Source organism: Candidatus Edwardsbacteria bacterium (assembly GCA_018821925.1).
GTDB lineage: Bacteria > Edwardsbacteria > AC1 > AC1 > EtOH8 > UBA2226.
This window is the reverse complement of the sequence record JAHJLF010000066.1, coordinates 1-23,033: the sequence shown is the minus strand read 5'-3', so window position 1 is coordinate 23,033 and position 23,033 is coordinate 1. Positions and strand designations below refer to the sequence as shown.

Below are 23,033 nucleotides of genomic sequence, written 5' to 3'. Positions count from 1 at the left end.
AGATTTTTTTGTTTTAGTGGGTAAGACGTTATTGTCACCCTGAGACCTCTACCCGCCCGGCAGGCTGAACGGGCGACAATTGTCATCCTATAGCTGGCAATCCAGGTTACCCTTTTAACCACAAAATGCACAGAAAACACAAAGGATTTAACTTTAAACTCTTGCCCTGAGCCAAGTCGAAGGGTTCAGCTTTAAACTGACTTGTCATTGCGAGGAGGCTTAATAGCCCGGCGAGTGAAGCAATCCATGATTTTTGAACCGCTAAGCAAAGTACGCGAAGATTTTTTTGTTTTAGTGGGTAAGACGTTATTGTCACCCTGAGACCTCTACCCGCCCGGCAGGCTGAACGGGCGACAACCCTCCAGACTCACACATTCAACCTGCAAGGCAAGGACGCTTTCGCAGTGTGACAGTCCTTTATTCTTTCAACTTTAAACTCTCGTAACCCCTGCTATATGCAGGGGGTTTTTTATTTCGCTTGACTATTTATACATTCGTGATATAATCCAGGGGTTGCGAGGCAGCAATAAATAAACCCCAAAGAGGGAAGAAGGGCTGACCCCGGCACACGGATTTCACGGATTATAACGCTTGCCCGCTCGTGCCAAAGGCAGATCCGCCTATATGGATTTACCTGCGGTGGCGGACTATATGGACTACTTGCTAATGGTGGGGATTCTCACGGATGAATGGGTGGTTTGTTAGGGGTCATCGCGAGAGGGGTTTTATGGTGCTAACGAAGCGATCCTCCCCAGGCTCATAGACCGGTAGGCGGTGCGGGGATTGCTTCGTTTACAATAAGGCATTTGCCCCAGGCTATAAGGCGGATGGCTTAAAAGGCAAGGCGTTTGCCCGAAGGCGTTGGGCCGGCGCCCCAAAGGACAAGGCATTTACCTTTGCCGCCCAAAACAAACGGCGCATGTTAAGGTATATGATTTAAGGGGAGAAGTATTGATCCCCCCACGATACGTAAAAATATAGTTGGGGTATAATGAAAAAAGCGGACAGGTCGCTAAGCCGATAGTTATCTGAAAAACGGCTTAAAAAAGGAGTATAAATATGGGCAACAATATTCAGAAATATGAAGAACTATACAAGCTCACAAAAGATAGTCTTGATGATGAACTTGGGCGTTTTAAACGTTTAGAAGAAAAAGCATCTCGCTATTTTTCGGTTATGAGTATTATTTTAGTTGTCGCTGCCTTTATTGGTAAAATGTCATACGAAACAATTGTGCCATCCAAAACGGTTATTGACTTGTTTTGTTTTTTGTTATTATCTGCATTTATTTTTTTTATTCTTGTTGCTATTATTTATTTATTTTCAGTTTTTAGAATTCAAAGCACAGCTAAGCCACCTATGGGTGTTGAACTAATACAATTCATAAATAATAATAGATATATTGATATCATTTATTCATTATCTAAAAGAAATATTGAAGCCATAAAGCATAATACAGCCCTTTCAAATAGAAAAACGCGTTATCTATCTGTTGGTTATCGTTTTATTATGATTGCTTTTTATACATTTATATCACTTATGATTTTTACGACTATACGTTTTTGGAATGTACCAGACAAAGCAAAATCAAATATTGTTATTTGTTTTATAGAACCTATTAAACAAAAAACAGAAGGAGTTAAACCATGTTGTACCATCGTCAAGAACGCCCAGAAGGGCAAAACCCAGAAGAAATAACACCCGAAGAAATACCAAATGAAGAGGTAGTGGCACCTCCAATTCGTCTTGTAACTGAAGGCTACGATCCTACAAGAGCAACATTAAAAGATGAGCCTGAAGATAAAACGCCCAAGCCGTAAGAATTGCAGTCTTCATATAACAAACGCCTTTGCTACGGTGGCTTAATTACATTTAGTTATGGTGGCCGCTACTTAAACGGGCTATTTCGAGTTCTTGCAATAGCAAGCAGCATGCCATATACGGACAGGCGCAAACCCGCAAACGTTACAGGCAATAAATAAGGCAATTTAAACTTGATAGTCGTTTCTTCATGCAAATAAGAGAAAATATAAAAATGGCACGCAAAATCAACAAATGCCTCTATAGTGGCGGAAAGAAAATAAACATAAACAGAAAGAAGGTGTAATATGGAGAGCAAAATAAAGATCAAACTGGGTGGAATTGAAATTGAATATGAAGGCTCTGAAAGCTTCCTGAAAAAAGAATTGCCCGACCTGATTAAAATTGTCACAGAGCTATACAAATCATCTAAAACACCAGCGCCGCCCGATGGAGACGACGATTCAGGTGAGGGAGAAAAGGATGAGGGTTCTATTAAATTATCCACGAAGTCAATCGCCACAAAATTAAGCTGTGCTAGTGGCCCCGATCTCATCATAGCTGCCGCCGCACATCTTACTTTGGTTAAGAATACACCAGTCTTCGCGCGGAAAACGCTATTAACGGAAATGAAAACTGCAACTTCATTTTATAAATCTTCATATAGCGGCAACTTATCTAAGTCGTTAACAATGCTACTTAGAGAAGGTTTGAATGAACCTTCATCAGGTAACTATGCTTTGACAAATAAAAAGTTAAAAGAAATAAGGGGTAAACTTGCTTAAAAATACAGATTTACCTGATATGATCCATAGCCAATCATTAAGTCGAGAAAATTTATTGCTATTGCTTTTAGCTGTAGATGTTTCAACACCGAAATCAGTAAAAACTTTGATTGCGTTAGGTAAAACAGCTGGATGCACGGAAATCTACAAATGGAATGTATCAGAGATACTTAAGCGCACGAGGGGAATGGCAATACGTTTACCTGAAGGCTGGTCACTTACATCCAAGGGTCGCAACTTTATACGTTCTTCTGGAATTTTACATCACGGTAAGAGTGTTAAAGTTGTAAATAATGCACAACAACTTCGTGCCCATTTAACGAGAATTAAGAATACTGACACAAAAGCATTTTTAGACGAAACAATTAATGCATATGAAGGGGCTTTATATCGCTCATCAGTCGTTCTATCATGGACTGGTGCTATGTCACTTCTCTATGATCAGGTTATGTCAACATGTCTTTCAGCATTCAATATAGAGGCTAGCAAGCGCTACACTAAATGGAAAAATGCAAAAATTAAGGATGATTTAGCGAGGATGGGAGAAGCGGATTTTCTAGATATTATTGGAAGCCCCCCAATTAGTATTATTAGCAAGAACTTAAAGGAAGAATTGAAAAATAATTGCCTAAAGCTTCGTAATGCCTGTGGACACCCAAGTTCGCTTAAAATTGGAGAAAATAGGACATCAGCTCATTTGGAAGTGTTAATCTTAAACATATTTACTAAATTTGTTTAGAAATGCCTTGTAAACGGCAATGTGCATCCATGCACTTAATGAAATACGCGCCATTATATGTAAATAGCAAGCGAAGTAGCGAATAAGATGAAACCAGTATTTTCGGTTTGGATTATGCCAAATGGTCAAATAAACTTAATAGAAAATCCCGAATAGGTTTAGTCTGATTCAAATATTTAATTGGGTTGTTCCCAAACGCATTCTTTGTGTTTCGCCAGGCAATAGCGCATGCTTTCTGAAAATAACATGGCATAGCCGCCGTTCTAAAACCAAGGGCATGGTTTTAATTGCATATGGCTGGGTTGACTAAATCGGGAAGAAGTGAATATTCCGAACCCTCGGAAATTCGATATTCCCCCACACCAGACCGGGTTGACTTTAGCCTTTTTATGGGTTATCATAAATCAAGGCTTTGAGAGGCAAAGTCAGGCTTTATGCAATCGCAATAACTTTGAGGAGCGGATCTATGGGAAGACCAGTTAACAAATTATGGACCGATGAACAGGTTAATCTTTTTAAAAAATATGCCCGGCAGAAGCTTTCGTCCAAAGAGATAGCTGAAAAAATGGATAGATCCCCGGCGGCCATATCCGCCAAGGCCAGTTATATGGGGATATCCCTGGATTTCCGCAAGAAAAAACCCAAAAAGAAAAAATAGATATTTGCAGCCCCCTTATTTAGGGGGCTGTTCTTATTTTCCGCTTGTTTTTTATTTATGATTATGATATCTTCTTGCTAGATAGATATTAATTATTATGAGGTATCACCATGCCTAAGTTCTTAAAAATATCATTGATCATCCTGGCGGTAATTGCATTCATCTTAATCGCCGCCGGAATCACCTTAAAGCTGATGTTCCCGCCGGCCAAACTGCGGGCCTTGCTTATGCCCAAGATCGAGCAGGCGGTGGGCCGGCCGATCAAGGTGGAAAGTTTCTCGTTAAAGGTATGGACCGGGCTGGGCGTCCAGCTTAAGGGCATAGAGCTGGCCAACGCCAAGAATTTTGACAAAAAACCGATGGCCACCATTGAGGCCGTGACCCTCAAGGTCAATCTTCTGGCTCTTTTAAAACGGCAGCTGGCGGTCACCAGCCTGACTATCGACCGGCCCGCCATCCTGATAGAAAAAAGCATCAAAGGATCGTTCAATTTCGATGATCTGATAAAGGTTCTGCCGGCCGATCAGGCCGGCAAACAGCCGCCGCCGGGCTCCAGCCCGGTGTCCATAGCCGTGCAGTCGTTCAAGATCAACGACGGCAGTTTCATCTTCGAGGACAAACAGCTCAAGATGCGGGCCGAGGTTTTGGGCATTAATGAACAGCTCAAATTAGACGCCGATGCCAAGCTGGAGAATATCCACACCACCGGCTGGATCAAAGTGCAGGAGATCAGGATCTCCATGCCGGGCGTCAGCCTGAGCCGCATCTACGTCAACGTCGACCACGATATCAGCGTCAACCTGCCGGCCTCGGTGATTACCATCAACCACCTGACCGTGGCGCCCCAGGGCATCGCCCTGACCCTGGCCGGGACGGTGTCCGACTTCGACAGCCTGCCGGTGCTGGACCTGGCTCTGCAGACCACCGCCGTCGACATGAAGCAGATCTTCGCCGCCATCCCTCCGGAATTCAAGGCCCAGGCCAAGGATGTCCAGGCCACCGGCAAGATCGAGTTGGGTCTTAAGATCACCGGACAGATAGACCCCAAGGATCCCAAGTCCAAACCCAAGGTGGACGGCATGGTGGGCCTGCGCAATATCGGGGTCAAATACGCCATGCTGCCCAAGGCCATTTCCGACGTCAACGGGGACATCACATTTACCGAGAACGACCTGGACATCAAAAAGATCTCGGCCAAGCTGGGGACGGCCGGGTTTACCATGTCCTGCCTGGTCAAGAATTTCGAGGATCCGTATATCAAGGCCGCCTTCAAGGGCAATTTCGACCTGGGCGAGGTCAAGGAGTACGTTCCGCTGGAGGAAGGCATGACCCTGGCCGGGAAGATCAAGGCAGATTTTAAGGTGGACGGGAAAGTCAATAATATCAACACCTTCAACATGGACGGCCGGGTGGATATCGAAAAGATCTCTCTGGCCACCAAGGCCCTGATGAAGCCGGTGACCGATTTAAGCGGCACTATTCAACTGACCAAGAACCTGATCAATGTTCCGGACATCTCCTGCAAGATCGGACGCAGCTCGATGTCCCTTACCGCCCAGGTCAAGAATTTCCTTAGCCTGGCCCCGGAAATGCCGGCTGCCAAGCCCGGCCAGCCGGCCATCGCCCTGCCCAAGCAGGGCAAGGCGGTGATCACCTTTGCCCTGAACTCCCCGCTGTTGGACCTGGACGAGATGCTGCCGCCGCTGCCCAAGCCAGGCGAAGCTGCAGCCGCCAAGGGCCAGACCCAAGCGGCTCCGATGCCGGTTCTGCCGCCGCTGCCGAATTTCCTGATGGACGGCAAAGTCCGGATCGCCAAGATCAAATTCCTTAAAGTAGATTATGATAACCTGGCCGGGAACCTGACCATGAACGACCAGAAATTAAATCTGGACGGCCAGGTCGGGGTTTACAGCGGCAAAGTGCTGGGCAGCCTGTGGTCGGACCTGGGCGACCTGACTAAAATCGAATACAAGCTGAAAGCCCAGGCCAGTCAGCTGGAGGCCAACGACTTTTTAAGCGCCCTGACCCCGTTCAAGGATCGGATGTTCACCAAGCTGGATATTAACGGCGAGTTCTCGGGGCTGGCCCCGGATACCATTCTGATCAAGAAAACCTTAAAAGGCTCCGGCAGCGCCAAGACCGGCCAGGGGAAGATCGTCAACTGGGACCTGCTGGCCAAGGTCTTCGAATACACCAAACTGACCGGCGACAAGGACCTGACCTTTAAGAGCCTGTCCATGGGTTTCAGGATATTGAATGAGAGGCTGTACCTGGACGATCTGAAGATGGACAGCCGTTTCGGAGATGTCAATCTCACCGGCAGTTCGGGGTTTGACGGCACTTTGGATTACCGGGTGTCCATCAAGCTGACCAAGGACGAATCCGACAAGCTGCGGGCCAAATCGTCGGCCACCAACTTGTTTGCCGACAAGGACGGCCGGATGGTGCTGGACCTTCTGGTGAAGGGCCCGGCCCAGAAGCCGTCCATCGGCTGGGACACCCAGATGGCCCAGGCTAGGCTCAAGGGCAAGGCCCAGGAGGAACTGGACAAGGCCAAAGCCCAGGCCCAAGCCGAGGCTGACAAACTCAAACAACAGGCCCAGGCCGAAGCAGATAAGGCCAAGAAAGCCGCCGAGGATAAGGCCAAGAAGGAGGCCGAGGAACTAAAGAAGAAGGCCGCAGACAAGCTGAAAGGGATATTTGGCGGGGGATGAGTGAATTTATCAACGGAAAGCGACAAAACGCAGAAATATTAAATTGAGTAATGCAGTTATATTTGGATATCGAGACTGATTTTTATCAAAATATTACAGTCATCGGATTTTATTCAGAATCTACCGGTTTCCAGCAGATAGTGGGAAGGGATATAACCCGGGCCAGGCTGTCCCGGCGACTGCCGAAGCCGATCAACAGTACTGACGGAGAGTCAATAGGCATGGGCTTGAGGGAATTATACACCTTCAACGGGCATTGTTTTGATCTGCCGGTAATTAAAAAGAGATTGGGGCTGGATCTTAGGGAAAAATACGATTCAAAGGACCTGAGGTTCATCTGCAAAAAACACGGGCTGGCCGGGGGGCAGAAGATCATCGAAAAAATGCTGGGGATCAGGAGGGAACTGCCGGATATGGATGGCCGGGATGCTTTGTATCTGTGGCAGAATTATACGGAATATGGTGACGAGAAGTCGCTAAGCACGTTACTGGCATACAATAAAGAAGACGTGATGAATATGGTGAGAATAAAAGAAATTGTGGGAAAAATATCAAAGGATATTAAACCTTATTAAGTATTCGTAGTCTAATCTTGCATAGAGTCTTCATAACTCACAGAACGGCCCTAGCCGGGCAGCTTGTTTCCTCCAGGACAGGCCTACGGCGAAAGGCCGTTCTAAATATGGGCAGGCCCGGAAAAATAAATTTATGGCCTCTTGACAAAATAAGGTTTATTGCTTATAATAGAACTGACCAGTCAGTTCTATTATAATTTGGAGAGACAATGAGAACCCGCAACGATAAGAAAAAGGTATCTATCCTGAAGGCCGCCGGGAAGGTGTTTCCTAAAAAAGGCTTTCATAAGACCCTGATGGACGATGTGGCCCGCGAGGCCAAGATCGGCAAAGGCACCATCTATCGCTATTTTTCCAATAAGGAGGACCTGTTCTTTAGCATCCTGGAAAACGCCATGGATGAACTCTATGGTCGGATGATTGAGGCCAGAAAAAAAAGAAACTCTCCCGAAAATAAGGTGGCAAGCATGGTGGAGGCTCTGGCTGATTTCGTTATCGAAAACCGCACGTTGCTCAACCTGATGCACGAGATCGAGGGGAAGGAGATAATGAAGAGGGTCAAAAAGATAAAGGCTCACAATCAAAAGGTTATAAAAGTGCTGGCCGACGAGCTTAAAAATGGCGCCAAGGAAGGCAAATTCAAAAAGGGCGATTACAAGCTGTGGGCCGGCATGATGGCCCTGGCCAGCCGGGGAGCTTTTCACTCCAGTCCGGAAGTGCCTAAAGAGAAGATCATTAAGAACATAACCGATTTATTTTTCTACGGCATAGCTAAAAATTAGGAAACATTGTTTGTTTTAAAAACGTAGTTTTAACGACAATTTAATCAGAATATTTTGAAGGCCAAGATATGAAAAACTTGACCCTGTTAATGATACTTTCTTGGTTGCCGGCATCAATTATGTTCGCACAACCTGCCAATCAGTTATTGACGGTGGACCAATGCGTGGAGATGGCCCTGAAGCAGAGCCCGGATTTGGTGCGGGCCCAAAGCAATCTGACCATTGCCGGGGCCGGGCTACAGACCTCGGTGTCGGGCATCCTGCCGCATGTCAGCGCCTCCTCCAGCTACGGGCAGAGCGGGCCAGCCACCAGCTACAGCACCGATCCGCTGGGTGTCCCGGTAATAACCGAGGGGGGCAAGGATGAAAGCTACCGGACCTCGCTTTCCGCCAGCCAGAGCGTGATTAATCTTTCCCAGTGGGCGGATATTTTAGGCTCATACAAATCGCGGCAGGCGGCCAAATCGGGCTATCAGCAATCGGTGGCATCGCTGGTCTACAATGTCAAATCGGCATACTACAATCTGGTAAAACTGCAAAAGGCCATGGAGGTGGCCGAGGCCTCGGTCAAACAGAGCGAGGAGCAGTCCAAGCAGGCCAAGCTGATGCACCAGCTGGGCTCCAAAAGCCAGGCCGACATGCTGAAGATACAGGTGCGCCTCATGCAGAGCAAGATAGACCTGTTGAACGCCCAGAGCGCCCAGCTGTCCGGCCAGCAGACCCTGGCCAATATCCTGGGCCTGGCCGGAGAAGTGAGGGTTGGCTCGGAAGTGGCATTTCCGGACACCAACCAGCAGGCCTACATCATAGAATTCCTGGATGACAAGACCATCGAGAGCAATCCCGGCTATCTGTCGGCCCAAAAAAATTACCAGGCCAAAAAATCCTCCGCCTGGTCAGCCTACTTGAGCAAGCTTCCCTATCTGTCCTTTTCATACAACTACGGATATTCCGATAGTATGCAATTCACCAACAGCGATAGTTGGAACGCCCATGATTCATGGAGCGCCAGCCTGGCCCTTAACTGGAACATCTTCGACGGCACAGCATCTATGGCCAGGATCAGGCAGGCCAGGGCTCAGGCCAGATCAGCCGAGGCCGACATGATCTCGGCCCGGCAATCGGTCTATTCCGAACTAAAACAGGCAAAGTTGGGAATGAAAACAGCCAAAGAAGCCGTGTCCCTGGTGGGAGATCTGCTGCAACAGGCCCGGGAGGATTACCGTCTGACCAACGAAAAATACAAATTGGGCTCTGCTTCGGTGCTGGACCTGTTGACCAGCCAGCTTACCTATAACCAGGCCCAACAGCAGGCCACCAATGCGCTATGCGAATATTATCTGGCGGATGCCAGAACAGCCAAAGCCCTGGGCAAGTGGTGATTTCTTCTGCTTACGGAAATAGAAAAACGAAAATCAGAACATACAAATGGAGAAAGCCCGATGATCAACTTTAAAAGCAAGAAATTATGGATAATTACCGCCGCGGTTCTGTTGGTGGCAATATTGGTGGTATCCAATATCGTAAAGGGCACCAAAAAACTGACCATCCAGTCCGCCAAGGTCAAGAAGGGCGAGATAGTGTCCATCGTCTCGGCTCCCGGAAACGTCAAGGCCGAGACCGAGGTTCAGATATCGGCCTATGTGATGGGCAAGGTCAGCCGGCTTCCGGTGAAAGAGGGCGACCTGGTGAAGAAGGGGCAGATATTGGTGCAGATAGATCCCACCAGTTATGCCGCCCAGGTCAAGCAGTCCCGGGCCAGCCTGGATCTGGCCAAGGCCAACCTGGCCCAGACGGAGCTTATCTATAAACGTAAGCAGGAATTATTTGCTGCCGGGCTGATCTCCCAGGAGGAAAATGAAGCTACTACCACGCAATTCAACCTGGACCAAGCCAGGCTTACCCAGGCCGAAGCTTCGCTGGAGCAGGCCCAGGATACCTACAGCAAAACCACCATCACCTCACCGATCAACGGCACGGTGGTTCAACTGAACGTGGAGGTGGGGGAGGTGGTGGTCACCGGGACCATGAACAACGCCGGATCGGTGATCATGGTAGTGGCCGATATGTCCCAGATGGAGGTGGAGTCCCAGGTGGACGAGAGCGATGTCAAAGATATTAAGATAGGCCAGCCGGTCGAGATCGAGGTGGACGCCATTGTGGGCAAGACCTTCAAGGGCGAGGTCTCCGAGGTGGGGAACGCCGCCATTTCATCGGGAACTTCAAGTTCCAGCAATGCTTCAGTGAACTATACGGTAAAAGCAAGATTCACCGATAAGTCGGATTACCTGAAGTCCGGGATGTCGGCTAATGTGGATATAACCACCTCCAACAAAAAGGATATCCTGCTGATCCCTATCCAGTCGGTGGTGATGCGCAAGGTTGATTCCGAACGCAAGGCGGCCGAGCGCAAGAAAGGCAAAGGCGGGGCCCTGGCCGGGGAAAACACCAGTGACGGCAAACGGGTCAAGGAGAAGGAGCAGGAGGTGGTCTATGTGGTGGAGAAGGGCAAAGCGGTGATCATGCCGGTAGAGACCGGGGTCTCCGATCAGGATAACATCGAAGTGCTGGCCGGCCTCTCGGATGGCCAGGAGGTGATCAAGGGGCCGTTCAGCATACTGAGGAATTTAAAGCACAGCGATAAGGTAAAAGTGACCAAAGACCAGACGGCCGGTAAACAGGGCAACCGGGGAAGGTAGGTTTTAAGCATGATAAAAATGGAAAATCTTTCCAAGGTATATCAGATGGACGGCGTAAAAGTGGAGGCCTTGAAAGGGGTGACGCTGAGCATCGAGGCCGGGGAATACGTGTCCATCATGGGTCCTTCGGGCTCAGGCAAGTCTACTTTGATGAACCTGATAGGCTGTCTGGATACCCCCACCACCGGCAATTACCATTTGGACGGACTGCTGGTTTCCGAAATGGACGACGACCAGCTGGCAGCAGTGCGGAATAAGAAAATAGGCTTTGTTTTCCAAACCTTCAACCTGTTGCCCCGTTCCTCGGCTCTGCATAACGTGGAATTACCCATGCAATATGCCGGGGTTGATTCCGGCATCAGACGGGCCAAGGCCATCGCCTCGCTGGAATCGGTGGGGCTGGCCCACCGGATACAGCATAAACCCACCGAGATGTCGGGCGGCGAACGCCAGCGGGTGTCCGTTGCCCGGGCCCTGGTCAATGATCCCTCGATCCTGCTGGCCGACGAGCCCACCGGCAACTTGGACAGCAAGACCGGGGTCGAGATCATGGCCCTGTTCGATCGATTGCATCAAGAAGGCAAAACAGTGATCTTAGTGACCCACGATCAAAAGGTGGGCGAGCATGCCCACCGGGCGGTTCGGATATTGGACGGAGAGATCGTCTCCGACCAAATCATAAGGAAGGGATAAGGCCATGAATATTTGGGAATCGGTCAGACTGGCCTTTGACGCCATTTGGGCCCACAAACTCCGCTCCGGGCTGACCACTCTGGGGATACTGATCGGTGTCCTGACGGTGATAGGGATGCTGGCTTTGATCGACGGGTTCAATAAGATGATCGCCAAACAGCTCTCCTCCCTGGGCACCACCACCCTCTATGTCCAGAAACAGGGCCTGGTGATGAGCCACGACGACTGGCTGAAGACCAGGGGCCGCAAGAACCTGACCATCGAGGACGCCTACGCCATCAGGGACAACTGCCCCTCGGTGCTGCGGGTGGCCCCGATGCTGGACATCATGGCCAATATCAAATTCGGCAAGCAGGAGGTGATCGGCACCGAAGTCAACGGCACCACTCCGGAGTTCCAGTTCATCGCCGATTATGAGATCATCGACGGGCGGGCCATGTCCAATGTCGACATGGTGCACAGCCGGCCGGTGGCCATGCTGGGCTACACGGTGGTGGAGAAGCTTTTCGGCCAGCAGGACCCCCTGGGCAAGGAGATAAGCATCAACGGCAACCGGTTCGAGGTGATAGCCCTGCTGGGCAAAAAAGGATCATTCCTGGGCAACGATCAGGACAACATGCTGCTGATTCCGATATCCACCTACCAGAAGATGTTCTCCGGCCAGATCCGCAATAGGGGACGGGGCGGCTCGGTGACCATCGCGGTGCAGCCGCTGGACGTGGCTCACATCGAATCGGCCAAGGACGAGGTCACGGAGTTGCTGCGGCGCCGGCGCAAGGTGCCGCCCTCCAAGCCGGACGATTTCGGCATAGTCACCGCCGACCAGATAATGGGCATCTTCAAGAAGATTACCGCCGGTGTGTTCGGCCTGATGATAGGCGTCACCCTGTTGTCCCTGCTGGTGGGCGGCATCGGCATCATGAACATCATGCTGGTGTCGGTCAACGAGAGGATCAAGGAGATCGGCATCCGCAAGGCCATCGGGGCCCGCAAGAAGGACATCATGCAGCAGTTCATCATCGAAGCGGTGACCCTGTCCTTAGTGGGCGGCATCACTGGGATGATCCTGGGATTCATCCTGGCCTGGCTGGTTTCGATTGTCATCAAACTGCCGGCTTCGGTCAGCTGGTGGTCGGTGCTGCTGGGGTTCGGCTTCTCGGCCGCGGTGGGCATATTCTTCGGATGGTACCCGGCCCAGCGGGCGGCGGAGCTGGATCCGATAGAGGCCCTGAGATACGAGTAAAAATATCAAATAGATACGGGATGCCGGTTTTCGGCATCCTGTGTTTTTTTAACCGGAAAACATTATGCACTATTGGGAATCGATAAAACTGGCGTTTGAGGCCATCAGGTCCCACAAGCTACGCTCCGGCCTGACCACACTGGGGATACTGATCGGGGTCTTGGCGGTGATCGTGATGATGTCCATGATCGACGGGTTGAACCGGATGGTTACCAAGCAGCTGGATTCCATCGGCAGCACCACGCTTTACGTCCAGAAAAGCAGCTGGGGTCCGCAGGATGCGGCCGAACAGCTAAAAGTCCAAAAGCGGAAAAACCTTACCCTGGCCGATGCCTACGCCATCCGGGACAACTGCCCCTCGGTGCGCCGGGTAGCCCCCAATCTGCACATGATGACCAATGTAAAGTACCGCGGCCAGGAGGCTCGGGGTATTCACGTTAACGGCACCACTCCCGACGACCAGTATATCGGCGATTACGAGGTTGATTTGGGCCGCCCCATGAGTTATTTTGATGTCGATCATAAACGCCAGGTATGCCTGATCGGCCCCACCATAGCCGAGAAGCTGGCCCTGGGACAGGATCCCATAGGCAGGAAAATCATCATCGAGGGCAAGAGGTTTGAGGTGATCGCCCTGCTGAAAAAACAGGGCGTATTTTTGGGCAACGATAAGGACAGCTATGTGGTTATTCCCATCACCGCCTACATGAAATGCATCTCCGGCGAGATCCGGGAGCGCGGAGGCTTCGGCACCTCGGTTCAGGTGGTGGTCCAGCCGATAGATATCAAACATGTCGCATCGGCCCGGGATGAGATCACCGAGCTGCTGCGCCGCCGCCGCAAAGTGCCGCCCTCCAAGCCGGATGATTTCGGAATAAACTCCGCCGATCAGCTGATGGCGGTATATCGCAGCATCACCGCCGGCATCTTCGGGCTGATGATCGGGGTGACCTTTCTTTCGCTGTTGGTGGGCGGCATCGGCATCATGAACATCATGATGGTCTCGGTGTCCGAGCGCACCCGCGAAATAGGAATCCGCAAGGCTATCGGGGCCCGCAAGGGGGACATTCTGCGGCAGTTCCTGGTGGAAGCGGTGGCCTTGTCCTCGGTGGGCGGGGTGTGCGGGATGATCCTGGGTTTTTTGATAGCGGCCTTGGTATCGCTGGCCATCAAGCTTCCAGCAACCGTGACCTGGTGGTCGGTGCTGCTGGGGTTCGGCTTCTCGGCCGCGGTGGGCATATTCTTCGGATGGTATCCGGCCCGAAAGGCGGCGGATCTGGACCCGATAGAGGCCCTGAGATATGAGTGACCGGATCGCCGGAGCTTGGCGGCTGACTTAACAAAACGGATGACCTTTAGCCACAAAACGCACAGAAACACAAACAGAAAACCAGGTTTTTGCCACAGAGACACGGAGGCACTGAAGGTTTAAACTTTTAGAATTTGGGCTTTAACATGGCGCACGTCATTGCGAGAAGTCACCTGCGAATTACTTATGAAGCAATCCATAAAGGCTTTTATGCCCGGCAAAAGAAAGATCTGTTAAATACCCCTGGCCTCATGCACGGTCCGGGGCTTTTCTTTTATAGTGATATTGGTTGACAAATTCTTTGGGCTGTGCTAATTTTAGCTGTGTTTAATTTTAAATTAAGTGGTGATTTATGCGTTATCTGATTCTCACCATCCTGCTATATCTTGCTATGCCTGTCTACGCCCAGCAAACAGCCGCTCACAAAGCTTTACCCGATACAACCAAGTTCAATTCGGTGTGCCGGGTGGATTCCAACAATGCCTGGGCTGTAGGCGATTCGGGAAAGATCTACCGCCAGACACCCTCCGGCTGGACACAGATTACGGTTGAAGGGATAAAAGATTTCAAGCTAAACAGCGTATTTGTTTTGAAAAAAAGACATGAGTATGTTTGGGCGGTGGGAACAGACCATAATACCGGCAGGAATATACTGCTGAAGACAAATTGCGGCAGTGCAGAAAAGCCCCGATGGAAACTAATTGCCGACGGGTCTTTTGCAGACAGGTTAGAATTTACCTCAGTCAAGTTCGATAATCCGTTTACCGGATACATATATGGCCTTAACGGGCTATTATTGCAGAGCCAAGACGGCGGGGAAACCTGGATGCGAGTACCAGGAGGGCGTAAGCCATGAATAAACTATTGTTAATCATATTGCTTTTATTAATAGCTTGTGGCTTAAGCCATGCACAAACCACTTATAACCTGGATGTGGTCTGGCATTGCCCCAAGCCGGATACCTTTCCCTGGGGAATGTGGGGCTATTCAGTGGCGGCAGGGGATTTTAATAATGACGGGTTTGTTGAAATTGTTACATATACAACAAAAGGGAATGTGTCGCAAGCGAGAAGCTGGAAAAAATATTATTATGAAAACAACCCTTTGGATACTATTCCGGAGATAATAATAAACGACTCCCTCAGAAGTGCAAGTCCACCGGCAATGTGTTCGGGTGATTTTAACGGAGACGGCATAACGGATCTGGCCATAACCGATCCTATTGGCTGGGACACCCTGGGCCGGGTTGATATATATTACGGCAATAGTTTATTTGATTTGATCCCCGACACGGCCATACATGGCCCGCCTTCCGCCTGGGGAAGTGAATTTGGCCTTACAATAGCCAGCGGGGATGTGAACGGCGACGGAATTGATGATTTGATTGTAGGCGCCTATTGGGGTGGCGGGGTTTACATTTATTACGGCGATACATTAGGCATACATACTGTTCATGATATCCGCTTGCGGAGCAAATACAGCGAGAATTTCGGGTTGGAAGTAGCCAGCGGCGGAGATATGAACGGGGATGGTTATGATGAAATAGCGGTGGGCGCGCCGTGGAATCCCGAAAGCGTAGGCGGCGGCAAGATATATATCTACAATGGCGGTAATCCCATGGATACATTGCCTGCCGCCTGGATGTTCGGCGAGAATAGTGGGGCACAGTTGGGGGGATGGAGGTTTGCTATAGTTCCTAATAACAATGGAACTTATGCCAATGGGTGGTGGGGTTCCCCTGATTCACCAAAACCAACGCCATCAACTGGAAAACAATATTGGCTTTATGGCGGGAACCCGATAGATAATGATTATGATTTATCCGCCGTGGGCAATTATTATAACAGTTGTATAGGATATTGCAGCGGATTTGCCGGAGACGCTGACAATAATGGTTATGGTGATTACATAGGCGGGACGCCATACGAGGGTAATTATCGGGGAGTGACCTACCTTTGGCTGGGCAGTAGTAATATTAAAAATTACTGTTATGGTTCAATAGCCGGGTTGGATTCCGGGTTGATTAATGGACGATCAATGAATTTGGGCGGTACTGTATTCCCGGTGGGGGATATTGATAAATGTGGTAGCGATGAGTTTGCAGTAGCCAATTATTTTGGTGATACTTTAAATGCCATCTGGATCTGTAAATATACCGGGCCTTCGGGGGTCGAACAGATACCGGATGATAGATTACAGATAACGGGGGTCAAGTTGGGGCAGAATTATCCCAATCCGTTCAAACAGTCAACAGTTATCAGTTATCAGGCAACAGGGGGCGGACCGGTCAAGCTTGCAGTTTATAACATTGCCGGGCAGTTGGTAAAAACATTAATAAATGATCCCTCTCCTAATGCTTTAGGGGAGGGTAGGGTGGGGGCCGTACCCAAGTCGGGGTCCGTAACCTGGGACGGCCGTGACAACAACGGTAAAGCAGTAACCAACGGGGTGTATATCTACCGCTTGGAATCCGGTGATTTCAAGGCAACTAAGAAGTTGGTGCTTATCAAGTAAATCAAGATTTTTCTGTTGAGGGACGGCAATTAGGCCGTCCCTTTTTTTGTTTGGCTAAAAGATGAAAATTCCTGGCATTTTTTTATTGACTTATGGCAAAAAAAGTTATAAACTGTTAAGCATTATGTATTTAATAGGATAACCGTACTATGGCGGAAAAAATTGCATCCCAGGAAATTGTAATATTCAACCTGGGCAAAGAAAAGTTTGCACTTTTCACCGATCAGGTGAAAAGCATCGAGGAAATGCAGGACATTGTTCCGGTGCCAATGGCGCCGGATTATCTCTCCGGGCTTATCAACCTGAGGGGCGAGATAACCACTATTATCGACCTGCGGAGAAGACTGCATCTGAAAAACAGCCAGATCGGTCCCGATGTGGTCATAATCATCGTGGATTATAACCAGGAGACGGCCGGGCTGATCGTGGACCGGGTGGATAGCGTGGAGACCATCAAGGCTGTGCCGAAGGATGTTCCCGACAATATCCGGAAAGCCGCCAATGGGCGGTTCTACGACAAGGTGATAGAGATTAACCGTGAAAAAATAATAATACTAAACTTGGATAAAATATTATCTTTGGAGGAGAGTAAATGAGTCGCAGGGTATTAGTGGTGGACGATGCCATCTTCATGAGGACCATGATCTCGGACATCCTGAAAAAGGGAGAGTTCGAGGTCTGTGGCGAGGGCGCCACCGGCGCCGAGGCGGTGGATCAGTACCAGAAGCTGAAGCCGGACTTGGTGATCATGGACATCATCATGCCCGATATGGGCGGCATCGAGGCGGTCAAAGCCATCATGCAGCTAGATCCCAATGCCCGGATCCTGATGTGCAGCGCCATGGGCCAGCAGGCTTTGGTGGTGGAAGCCATCCAGGCCGGGGCCAGGGATTTCGTGGTCAAACCCTTCCAGCCCTCGCGGGTTCTGGAAGCGGCCCAGCGGGCGCTGAAATAACCGCATTGAGCATCAGGATAACCTGATATCCCGGAGCTTCCGCCGTCAGCGGAGGACCCGGGGGATATAGGTATTCTATGGATACCGCAAAATACATAAACCTGTTCGTTTCGGAGACCAGAGAACACCTGGTCAGTCTGAACCAGGCGCTATTGGCCTTGGAGAAGAAGCCCGACGAGAGCTCCCAGCTGGATGAGATATTCCGGTCCATGCACACCATCAAGGGCATGGCGGCCTCCATCGGCCTGGATTTCATCGCCGATCTTACCCACAAGGGCGAGGACCTGCTGGATAAGATGCGCCGCCGCCAGACGGCGGCCGCCTCGGAGGAGATCGACCTGATCTTTTTGGTATTGGATTTTCTGGAAGAGGCGGTGGGATTGGTGGCGGCCGGGAAACAGCCGGACGAGAGCCTCAACCAGCGGTGCCGGGAACTGGTGGGCCAGATTGAGGGATTGACAGCCGTTACCCAGGAGACAGAGCCGGTCAAGGTGTCCTCCAACGGGGGCAGCGACTTTAAAAGGATCAACCCTCTTAAAACCGACAACTCCCATGTCTTTAAGATCCGGATATTGCTGGAACAGGATGTCTCCCTGAAATCGGCCAGGGCCTTTTTGATCCTGCATACCCTGGAGAGGATCGGCCGGGTGGCCTACACCGTGCCGGAGAGGCATGACCTGGAATCGGAAAAATTCGACCGCGGCTTTACCATCTTCCTGGTCACCGACCAAGAAGATCAGGAGGAGTTAAGGAACGATATCTCCTGCGCCGATGTCGAGGATATTCAGATCGAAGAGGTGCGCGAGGAGAGCGCCGAGGAAGCCCTGGAGAGAAAGACCATCGGCGCCTTTGTCCAGCTGGCCCAGGAGAAAGCCAAGGATGTCAAGGTCAGCGTGGCCCGGCTGGACAGCCTGATGAACCTGGTGGGCGAATTGGTGGTGTGGCGCGAGAGATTGAAACAGCTGGCCGTCCAGAACGGAGACCCGGCCATCCAGGACGGGGTTGACAAGATCGCCCAGATTGCCTCTGATCTCCAGCAGGAGGTGCTGACCGCCCGGTTGGTGCCGATGTCCGAGGTGCTGGACCGTTTCCCCCGGGTGGTGCGGGATGCCGCCAAGGGGCTGGGCAAGGAGATCGATTTCACCGTGGAGGGCCGGGAGCTGGAGATGGACCGCGCCATTCTGCAGATGCTTTCCGAGCCGGTAATCCATCTGCTGAGGAACGCGGTGGACCACGGCATAGAGCTGCCGCACCAGCGCAAGCAGGCCGGCAAGTCCCAGGTGGGCTCGATAACCCTGACCGCCCAGAAACAGAAGGACCAGGTCCTGATCAAGGTGGTCGACGATGGTAAGGGGTTCGACCTGGAACGGATCCGCCGCAAGGTGATAGACAACGGATATCTGACGGCCGGCCGGGCCGCGGAATTGACCGACCAGCAGCTGTATGAATACCTGCTGCTGCCGGGCTTCTCCACCGCCGACAAGGTCAGCGAGCTGTCGGGGCGCGGGGTGGGGCTGGATGTGGTCAAGCGCCGGATAGAGGAGATGGGCGGCAGCTTCGCCATGGAGAGCCGGCCCGGCCAGGGATCTGTTTTTAGCATCACCGTCCCTTTAAGCCTGGCCATCATCCGGACCCTGCTGATCTCGGCCGGTGACCAGACCTACGCGGTCCCCATCACCCAGGTCAAGGAGATCACCAATATCAAACAGAAGGCACTGAAAACACTGCATGGCAAGAGGCTGCTGCAGTTCCGGAACCGGGTGATCCCGGTGGTGCGGCTGGCCAGCGTCATCGGGCTTTCCCCGGAGACCGACATCGGCGAAGGGCCGGCCCTGATCGTGGATCGCCAGGGTTCGGAGCTGGCGTTGCTGTTCGACACCATGATCGGCCAGCAGGAGATCGTGGTCAAGCCGCTGTCCCGTTTTGTCAAAGGGATCAAGACCTTCAGCGGGGCCACCATCGGCCGGGAGGGCCACCCCATGCTGATCCTGGATCTCAACAACATAGCGATTTGATAAAAATCTAAATAAATACATCAGGCGATATAGAGAGGGTAGAAAAATGGAACTTAATGAACTTGGAGAGATACAGCTGGATGCCCTGAAAGAGGTAGCCAACATCGGGGCCTGTCATGCGGCCACCGCCCTGTCGGAGCTGACCAACGAGAAAGTGCTGGTGAACGTGCCGGTGATCAGGATCAATCCCATCGAGGAGATATTCAACCTGGCCGCCAAACCCAACGAGGTGGTGGCCGGGGTATTGATCTATTTCCTGGGCGACATGACCGGCCGGACCCTGCTGATGTTTCCCCAGGAGGCGGCCTGGCATCTGACCGACTGTCTGCTGAGAAAGCCGGTGGGCAGCACCACCGTGATCGGGGAGCTGGAGGAATCGGCTCTCAAGGAGGTTTCCAACGTCCTGACCTGCGCCTATATGAACGCCCTGGGCGACCTGCTGGGCCTGGTGATGGTCCCCTCAGTGCCCAGTATGACCGTGGACATGGCCTCGGCGGTGCTGGACGCGGTGTCGCTGGATTTCGGCAACGACAAGGATCTGGTGGTGTGCATCGAGACCGAATTCCGCTTTGTGGAGAAAAACGCCGTGCTGCACGGATATTTCCTGCTGCTGCCGGATCCCGACTCGCTGGGGGTGATACTTAAAGCCATCCATCTGGGGTAAACATAAATTCTCATGAGGATCCGGATTTTATAAAATGGAACACGCTGAAGAAAAAAACATCTCCCCGGTCAGCCCCGATGAGCAGAAGATACTGCGGGGCTTCCGAAGTCGGATAGACGCCGGTGACGCTTCGGCCCACAACAACCTGGGGGTGGTCTATTTCAACAAGGGCATGTATGCCGAGGCGGTGGAAGTGCTGCAGATGGCCCTGGAGATCGACCCCCAGAACGTGCTGGCCAGGAGCAATCTGGAGGTGGTCTACCGCAAGAGCGGCTATTATGGGGACGAGATACAGCAGGCCGAGGAGGCTTTGAAGAAAAGCCCCGACGCCAACGCCTACTTCCGGCTGGCCGAGGCCCTGCGCAATACCGGGCAATACAAGTCGGCCATCGCCAACTATCAGAAGGCGGTGGAGCTTAAGCCCGGCGACATGCTGGCCTACCTCTACCTGGGCCTGACCCTGAAACAGCAGGGGCAGTTCAACGAGGCGGTGGATATCTACCAGCAGGCCCTGAAGCTGGACGCCGGTTCATACGTCATCCATACCGCGTTGGGGGAGATCTATTACAATCTGGGCCTGCTGGACCAGTCCATAAACCAGCTGGAGTCTGCCATAAAGATCAACCCCGGCGGCTCGGAGGCCCATTTCCTGCTGGGCTTCACCTACGGCGAGAAGGGCCTGCTGGAGAAGGCCATCGAGGAATCCCGCCAGGCCATCGCTTTAAATCCCAATTATTCCAAGGCCCAGGTGAATCTGGGCATCGATTATTACAGCCAGGACCTGCTGACCGAGATCAAGCGTCATTCGGAGAACCAGGTGCAGGTGGCCCCGGACGGATTCATGACCCATTACAATCTGGGGGTGGGCTTCCGGCGCAAGGGGCTTTTCAAGCAGGCCCTCAAGGAGTTCGAGCTGGCCCTCTCCTTAGAGGGCGAAAATCGGATCGTCCACAAGGAGGTGGGCGAGATATACCTGTTCATGGGCCAGAACCAGAAAGCCATCGAGTCCTACAAAAAAGCCCTGGAGTTCGATCCCGACAATGCCAAGCTGTATAACGATACCGGCCTGGCCTATCACCGGATGGGAGCTTCGGCCGAAGCGGTCAAGTGGTACCAGCGGGCCCTGGATTCCGATTCCGGCTATGTGGTCAGCTTCAACAACCTGGGGATCGCCTATGTCTACCAGGAACAGCAGCAGCTGGCGGAGGAGACCTTCCAGAAAGCGGTGGCCAGGATGCCACAGTACGGCGATGCTCATTTCAACCTGGGGCTGCTGTATTCCAAGCAGGGCCGGGACGAGCAGGCCATGTCCGAATATCAGGAGGTGCTCAAGCTGAACCAGGATTCGGCCCTGGCCCACAACAACATCGGCCTGCTTTACCTTAAACAGAAATCGTATACCGAGGCCCTGGCCCAGTTCGAGCATTGCATCAAGCTGGATTCGGATTTTGCCGAGGCCTATTATAACCTGGGATTCGCCCTGGCGGCCCAGGAGAAATACCAGGAATCGCTGGCCGCCACCAAGCGGGCCATGGAGCTCAAATCATACTATACCGGCGGCTCGTTCAAGCTGGGCATCGACTTCTATGTGGACGATCCGGAGCTGCTGATCCTGGACGGATGGCAGGGGTCCGGCCAGGAGCAGGGCACCACCGTGGCCCAGGATATCTTCGGCGGGGTGCTGGAGGAGGCCTCTATCCGGGCCAAGGCCAGCAAATGGGACGAGGCGACTTTGGAGTCTGACATCGAAAGCCTGAAAAAATTCCGGGCCGAGGGCAAAAGCGGCGAGCTGAAGAAGAAGGCCAAAGCCATACTGGAGCAGCAGCCCCAGAACCAGCTGGCCCTGGAGAGCCTGGCCCGTCTGGCGCTGGACGAGGAGCAGGGGGCCGAGGCCATCGTCAGATACGGGGTGCTGGCCAAGTTGAACCCGGAGCAGAAGGATTTCAAGATCGGGCTGGCCAAGGCCCATCTGATGCAGGGCGACAGCGACAACGCCATTGCCATCCTGCGCGAGGAGATAGGCGCCAGGCCGGAGGACGTGGAGTTGTTGTCCGAACTGGGCCGGATATATCTGGAACGCTGCAACTACCAGGAGGCCAGGGCCTGCTACGAAAATGCTCTGAAGATCAACCCCTCCGACATCTCGCTTTTCCTGGGGCTGGGACAGATCTTCGCGGTGCAGAACGAGCCCGAGGAGGCCATCATGGCCTACCGCCAGGTGATAAAGCTGAACCCCAAACTGCCCCAGGGATATTACAAACTGGCCCAGCTGTATATCTCGCAGGACAAGCTGGAGCAGGCGGTGGAGGAGTTTAAGAAAGCGGTGACCAACAATCCGGCCCATTTGGAATCGCACCTGGCACTGGGCGCGGCCTACGTCAAGCTAGACATGCTGGACAAGGCCGCGGTGGAATATGCCCTATCGGTCAAGATCGTCCCCGATTCATTCGCCGCCAAGCTGGGGTTGGCCCAGCTGGCGGTCAAGGCCGGCAACCCAGACAAGGCCTACGATCTCTGTCGGGAGTTGATGAAGAGCCACGGCGACCAACCGGAGCTGTATATGCTGTGGGGCAGATTGCTGGCTCAGCGGGGTAAGACCCGGGATGCGGTGGAGGCCTGGCAGAAAGCCATCTCCTTTACAAAAGATGAGGCCCTGAAGGCCCTGGCCGGGAAGGCCATCGAAACTGCAATGCAATGGGAGCAGGTGGCCGGGGGAAGGTGATCCGGGAATTCAGAATTTAGAATTTGGAATATCGGAGTTTTGGTCATCGCGAGGAGGCCTCTGACTTGGCAAATAAGATCAGAAAGAAAATATAAAAAACCAAAACCAGGGAAAATATCTTCAAAGGAGCTTGTTTATACCAGCAGTCCATAAATATTTTATTTTT

At 51.8% G+C, this 23,033-nt stretch carries 19 protein-coding genes; all 19 read left to right on the top strand.

The window, feature by feature from the left end; translation table 11 throughout:
* The first annotated feature begins 1,059 nt into the window (after positions 1–1,059).
* Positions 1,060–1,698 (top strand): hypothetical protein, encoded by a 639-nt coding sequence (locus tag KJ869_07900; GenBank protein MBU1577114.1) that lies wholly within the window; start codon positions 1,060–1,062, stop codon positions 1,696–1,698.
* Between the two features lie 410 nt (positions 1,699–2,108).
* A complete protein-coding gene (locus KJ869_07895; GenBank protein ID MBU1577113.1) occupies positions 2,109–2,585 on the top strand; it encodes a hypothetical protein in 477 nt (158 codons plus the stop codon).
* Positions 2,578–3,324, top strand: a complete 747-nt coding sequence (locus tag KJ869_07890; protein ID MBU1577112.1) for a hypothetical protein — start codon at positions 2,578–2,580, stop codon at positions 3,322–3,324. Before KJ869_07895 ends, KJ869_07890 begins: the two co-directional genes overlap by 8 nt.
* A gap of 466 nt (positions 3,325–3,790) precedes the next feature.
* Positions 3,791–3,982 carry a GcrA family cell cycle regulator gene (locus KJ869_07885; protein MBU1577111.1) on the top strand — a complete coding sequence of 64 codons (192 nt, stop codon included), beginning with the start codon at positions 3,791–3,793 and terminating at the stop codon, positions 3,980–3,982.
* A gap of 110 nt (positions 3,983–4,092) precedes the next feature.
* A complete protein-coding gene (locus tag KJ869_07880; GenBank protein MBU1577110.1) occupies positions 4,093–6,696 on the top strand; it encodes an AsmA family protein in 2,604 nt (867 codons plus the stop codon).
* A gap of 50 nt (positions 6,697–6,746) precedes the next feature.
* Complete coding sequence (locus tag KJ869_07875) at positions 6,747–7,271, top strand: ribonuclease H-like domain-containing protein (protein MBU1577109.1); 525 nt, start codon at positions 6,747–6,749, stop codon at positions 7,269–7,271.
* 209 nt (positions 7,272–7,480) lie between these two features.
* Positions 7,481–8,053, top strand: coding sequence for a TetR/AcrR family transcriptional regulator (locus KJ869_07870; protein MBU1577108.1), 573 nt, complete (start codon positions 7,481–7,483; stop codon positions 8,051–8,053).
* A 119-nt stretch (positions 8,054–8,172) separates the two neighbouring features.
* Positions 8,173–9,435, top strand: a complete 1,263-nt coding sequence (locus KJ869_07865) for a TolC family protein (GenBank protein MBU1577107.1) — start codon at positions 8,173–8,175, stop codon at positions 9,433–9,435.
* Positions 9,436–9,495: 60 nt separating this feature from the next.
* Positions 9,496–10,752, top strand: a complete 1,257-nt coding sequence (locus KJ869_07860; GenBank protein ID MBU1577106.1) for an efflux RND transporter periplasmic adaptor subunit — start codon at positions 9,496–9,498, stop codon at positions 10,750–10,752.
* A gap of 9 nt (positions 10,753–10,761) precedes the next feature.
* Positions 10,762–11,445 carry an ABC transporter ATP-binding protein gene (locus KJ869_07855; protein ID MBU1577105.1) on the top strand — a complete coding sequence of 228 codons (684 nt, stop codon included), beginning with the start codon at positions 10,762–10,764 and terminating at the stop codon, positions 11,443–11,445.
* A 4-nt stretch (positions 11,446–11,449) separates the two neighbouring features.
* Positions 11,450–12,688: an ABC transporter permease gene (locus KJ869_07850; GenBank protein MBU1577104.1), complete on the top strand. Its 1,239-nt coding sequence runs from the start codon at positions 11,450–11,452 to the stop codon at positions 12,686–12,688.
* 64 nt (positions 12,689–12,752) lie between these two features.
* Entirely contained in the window at positions 12,753–13,997 is a 1,245-nt protein-coding gene (locus tag KJ869_07845; GenBank protein MBU1577103.1) for an ABC transporter permease, read from the top strand.
* A 352-nt stretch (positions 13,998–14,349) separates the two neighbouring features.
* Positions 14,350–14,853: a hypothetical protein gene (locus tag KJ869_07840; GenBank protein ID MBU1577102.1), complete on the top strand. Its 504-nt coding sequence runs from the start codon at positions 14,350–14,352 to the stop codon at positions 14,851–14,853.
* On the top strand, positions 14,850–16,511 hold the full coding sequence (locus tag KJ869_07835; GenBank protein ID MBU1577101.1) for an FG-GAP repeat protein: 1,662 nt from the start codon (positions 14,850–14,852) through the stop codon (positions 16,509–16,511). Before KJ869_07840 ends, KJ869_07835 begins: the two co-directional genes overlap by 4 nt.
* A 149-nt stretch (positions 16,512–16,660) precedes the next feature.
* Complete coding sequence (locus tag KJ869_07830) at positions 16,661–17,107, top strand: chemotaxis protein CheW (protein ID MBU1577100.1); 447 nt, start codon at positions 16,661–16,663, stop codon at positions 17,105–17,107.
* Positions 17,104–17,466: a response regulator gene (locus tag KJ869_07825; GenBank protein MBU1577099.1), complete on the top strand. Its 363-nt coding sequence runs from the start codon at positions 17,104–17,106 to the stop codon at positions 17,464–17,466. The genes KJ869_07830 and KJ869_07825 overlap by 4 nt, the downstream gene beginning before the upstream one ends.
* Positions 17,467–17,543: 77 nt before the next feature.
* Positions 17,544–19,481, top strand: a complete 1,938-nt coding sequence (locus tag KJ869_07820) for a chemotaxis protein CheA (GenBank protein ID MBU1577098.1) — start codon at positions 17,544–17,546, stop codon at positions 19,479–19,481.
* A 46-nt stretch (positions 19,482–19,527) separates the two neighbouring features.
* The gene (locus KJ869_07815; GenBank protein MBU1577097.1) at positions 19,528–20,145 is read left to right on the top strand and encodes a chemotaxis protein CheC; all 618 of its coding nucleotides are present in this window, start codon (positions 19,528–19,530) and stop codon (positions 20,143–20,145) included.
* Between the two features lie 34 nt (positions 20,146–20,179).
* The gene (locus KJ869_07810) at positions 20,180–22,867 is read left to right on the top strand and encodes a tetratricopeptide repeat protein (GenBank protein ID MBU1577096.1); all 2,688 of its coding nucleotides are present in this window, start codon (positions 20,180–20,182) and stop codon (positions 22,865–22,867) included.
* Positions 22,868–23,033 lie beyond the last annotated feature (166 nt).

Coding starts and splice junctions, on each gene's coding strand:
- KJ869_07900 (MBU1577114.1), top strand. CDS start 1,060: ATGGGCAACAATATTCAGAAATATGAAGAACTATACAAGCTCACAAAA.
- KJ869_07895 (MBU1577113.1), top strand. CDS start 2,109: ATGGAGAGCAAAATAAAGATCAAACTGGGTGGAATTGAAATTGAATAT.
- KJ869_07885 (MBU1577111.1), top strand. CDS start 3,791: ATGGGAAGACCAGTTAACAAATTATGGACCGATGAACAGGTTAATCTT.
- KJ869_07880 (MBU1577110.1), top strand. CDS start 4,093: ATGCCTAAGTTCTTAAAAATATCATTGATCATCCTGGCGGTAATTGCA.
- KJ869_07875 (MBU1577109.1), top strand. CDS start 6,747: ATGCAGTTATATTTGGATATCGAGACTGATTTTTATCAAAATATTACA.
- KJ869_07870 (MBU1577108.1), top strand. CDS start 7,481: ATGAGAACCCGCAACGATAAGAAAAAGGTATCTATCCTGAAGGCCGCC.
- KJ869_07865 (MBU1577107.1), top strand. CDS start 8,173: ATGTTCGCACAACCTGCCAATCAGTTATTGACGGTGGACCAATGCGTG.
- KJ869_07860 (MBU1577106.1), top strand. CDS start 9,496: ATGATCAACTTTAAAAGCAAGAAATTATGGATAATTACCGCCGCGGTT.
- KJ869_07855 (MBU1577105.1), top strand. CDS start 10,762: ATGATAAAAATGGAAAATCTTTCCAAGGTATATCAGATGGACGGCGTA.
- KJ869_07850 (MBU1577104.1), top strand. CDS start 11,450: ATGAATATTTGGGAATCGGTCAGACTGGCCTTTGACGCCATTTGGGCC.
- KJ869_07845 (MBU1577103.1), top strand. CDS start 12,753: ATGCACTATTGGGAATCGATAAAACTGGCGTTTGAGGCCATCAGGTCC.
- KJ869_07840 (MBU1577102.1), top strand. CDS start 14,350: ATGCGTTATCTGATTCTCACCATCCTGCTATATCTTGCTATGCCTGTC.
- KJ869_07835 (MBU1577101.1), top strand. CDS start 14,850: ATGAATAAACTATTGTTAATCATATTGCTTTTATTAATAGCTTGTGGC.
- KJ869_07830 (MBU1577100.1), top strand. CDS start 16,661: ATGGCGGAAAAAATTGCATCCCAGGAAATTGTAATATTCAACCTGGGC.
- KJ869_07825 (MBU1577099.1), top strand. CDS start 17,104: ATGAGTCGCAGGGTATTAGTGGTGGACGATGCCATCTTCATGAGGACC.
- KJ869_07820 (MBU1577098.1), top strand. CDS start 17,544: ATGGATACCGCAAAATACATAAACCTGTTCGTTTCGGAGACCAGAGAA.
- KJ869_07815 (MBU1577097.1), top strand. CDS start 19,528: ATGGAACTTAATGAACTTGGAGAGATACAGCTGGATGCCCTGAAAGAG.
- KJ869_07810 (MBU1577096.1), top strand. CDS start 20,180: ATGGAACACGCTGAAGAAAAAAACATCTCCCCGGTCAGCCCCGATGAG.